Genomic DNA, 2,969 nt, shown 5'->3' with positions numbered 1-2,969 from the left:
GGAGCCGGTCGGCTCGCCGAGCAGACCACTGTTGCGGGTCTGGCGGTCGCCACGAGCACCCATCTGGTCGGCGATGTCCCGGAAGATCGCCTGCCCGAGTTGACGCATCGCCTTGGGGCTCAGTCGGAGTCGGCCGTCGGCGGTGCGGTCGAAGAAGCCCTCCTCGCGCAGCGCCTTCTCCAGTTCCTGCAGGGTGCGGGCGTCGACCCCGGCCTGCTCACCGAGTTGCCGTTCCAGCGCGTCGATGTCGATGTCGTCCATCTGCGCACCGGCGTACTGCTGGGACAGTTGCTCGGAGAGCGCCTCGAGTTCGGAGATGTCGCGCAGTGCCGCGGCCCCCTCCCCCAGGCCCATCTGCTGATCGCCGGAGAACTCCTGGGCGTTGTCCCAGTCGAGCCCCGGCCGGGCCTGCCGCAGCGCCGAATCCATTTGCGCGAGTTGACTCATCAGATCCGGCGACCCGAATGCCTGCTGCGCGAGCTGATCGAGTTCGGCCCGCTGCTCGGGGGTCAGCGAGTTGTAGAACTGCTGGGCCGCGGCAGCCCGCTGCGCCAGCGAATCGATGAGTTCCTCGGTGTTGCGCGGGTTCTCGGGAAAGTACTCGCCGTGTTTGTCCATGAACTCGTCGAACGCCTGCGACGTGTCCTCACCGCGGTTGTGGGCATTGAGGAGGTCGTTGAGGTCGGAGAGCATCTCCGACACCCGCTGCCGGTCGGCGTCAGTGGCGCCCTCGAGCGCCTCCTTCATCCCAGCGAAACGCTGATCGAGCAGTTCGCGGCCGAGGAGATCCTTGATCTTGTCGTAGTCCTGCTGCGCCTCGGGGCTGCGCCACTGGTAATCGGAGAGTTCCTCGACGGCCTGCGCCGTGGAGGCCGGGAGACTGCCGATCTGCATCTCGGCGAACCGTGCGTCGTCGTCGAGGTCGCGGGCGAGTTGTTTGCGCTCGTTGAGCACCGCCCGGTCGAGGAGTTCACGGATCTCGGTGAAGGTGCCGTCGAGGTTGCGCTTCTTGAGCAGCTCCTGACGCCGCCGGTTCACTTGCTCGCGCAGCTTGTCCAGACCCCGCATGTCCTGCGACCCGCGTCGCAGGAACTCCTGCAGCGCCCGCTGTGGGCTGACGCCGGCCATCACGTCGTCGCCGATCTCGCTCAGCGCCTCCCGCAGATCCACCGGTGGCGCCAACGGATCCGGCCCACCGGTGTAGCGCTGATACCGGGATCGGTGAAAGTTCTTCTGCACCATGGGTTTCTCCGGAGTTCGTCGAATCCGCCGGGACGGTGCCCGGCCGTGGATCGCAGGAATGCGTGGATCGGCGGGTGATCAGCCGTAGATCGTCTGCCCCGACTCGTCGGCCTCTTTGCCGATGCGTCGCGCCAGGAACAGCCCCTCCAGGGCGAGTTCGACGGCGCTGGCCCGCTCCCCATCTGAGCCGGCCTCAAGTCGTTCGGCGATCTCATCGATCACCGGCGCGGTGGTCTCCGGTGACGGCAGGGAGCCGAGGAAGTCCGCGGCGGGCACCCGGTCACCGGTGACCACGAGCTCACCGGCCTCCAATGCCGACACCAGCGGCGCCATGTCGATGCCGCCGAGATGGGCGCGCACCGTGTCGGCGACGGACTTGCGCATCAGGTGCTCGAGGATCTCGAGTTCACGTCCCTCTTCGCCGGACTCGAACTCGATCTTGCCGCGCAGCACCTCGATCACCGATTCCAGGTCGACGACGCGCGCCACCGGCACCTCTTCGCCGGTGACGGCCGCGCGATGCAACGCCGCCGCGGCAACGGTCTCGGCGCCGGCAATCGAGAACCGCGCCGACACACCCGATCGCTGATCGATCGACGGGTGGTCGCGGGCGTAGCGGGTGAACCGCGCGAGGATCTCGGTGATGAAGGTCGGCACCGTGGCGGTGAGGTCGGCCTCCTGCTCGATGACGGCGACCTCGTCGTCGAGTTCGATCGGGTAGTGCGTACGGATCTCGGCGCCGAAGCGGTCCTTGAGCGGGGTGATGATGCGCCCGCGGTTGGTGTAGTCCTCGGGGTTGGCGCTGGCCATCACGAGCACGTCCAGCGGAAGGCGCAGCGTGTAGCCGCGGACCTGGATGTCGCGCTCTTCCATCACGTTCAGCATCGACACCTGGATGCGTTCGGCCAGGTCGGGGAGCTCGTTGATGGCGACGATGCCACGGTGTGCGCGCGGGATGAGCCCGAAGTGGATGGTCTCCGGATCACCGAGGCTACGCCCTTCGGCGACCTTCATCGGGTCGATATCGCCGACGAGATCGGCCACCGAGGTGTCCGGGGTGGCGAGCTTCTCGCTGTAGCGCTCGTTGCGATGGCGCCATTCGATGGGCAGGTCGTCGAGGAGGTTGGCGGCCTTGCGGATCGATGCCGGGGTGATCGGCTCGTAGGGATGCTCACCGAGTTCGGAGCCGGCGATCACGGGCGTCCACTCGTCGAGCAGGCCCACGAGGGTCCGCAGGATGCGGGTCTTGCCCTGGCCGCGTTCGCCGAGCATGACGACGTCGTGTCCGGCGAGCAGCGCACGTTCGAGTTGCGGGATGACCGTCGCCTCGAATCCGACGATGCCCGGCCACGGATCGCTGCCTTCGCGCAGCGCGGTCAGCAGGTTGTTGCGGATCTCGTCGCGGATGCTGCGCTGCACATGACCGCTTGCGCGCAGTTCACCAAGGGTGCGAGGAGAGGGATGACGGGTTTCGGTGGTCGTTGAACCGCCGGTCGGGGCGTCGGTCGTGAAATCCCCGGATGTGAAGTCTTCTGCCACCTCGTCCACGGTACGCCGGAGAGCCGCGGTCGCGCCCGGTTCGCCGACGGCGCCCCTGCTTTCGCCGACAGCGCTCGCCACCACGCCGACAGCGCTTCAGCGAGCGCTGTCGGCGGTGGGAAGAGCGCTGTCGGCGGCGGGACGGGCGCTGTGGGCGGCGGAAAGAGCGCTGTCGGCGAGGTCCGGCT

At 67.8% G+C, this 2,969-nt stretch carries 1 protein-coding gene and 1 pseudogene; both read right to left on the bottom strand.

Translation table 11 applies throughout. The annotated features are described in order from the left end of the window. A pseudogene (locus tag B1964_RS24560) lies at positions 1-1,242 on the bottom strand (hypothetical protein); the annotation flags it as partial. A 78-nt stretch (positions 1,243-1,320) separates the two neighbouring features. Further along, on the bottom strand, positions 1,321-2,790 hold the full coding sequence (locus B1964_RS24555) for a sigma 54-interacting transcriptional regulator (protein ID WP_079931651.1): 1,470 nt from the start codon (positions 2,788-2,790) through the stop codon (positions 1,321-1,323). Positions 2,791-2,969 lie beyond the last annotated feature (179 nt).

It is taken from the genome of Gordonia sp. i37 (assembly GCF_002043085.1).
Lineage (GTDB): Bacteria > Actinomycetota > Actinomycetes > Mycobacteriales > Mycobacteriaceae > Gordonia > Gordonia polyisoprenivorans.
Note: the sequence above shows the minus strand (reverse complement) of the source record. Positions and strands in the feature narration are given on the sequence as shown.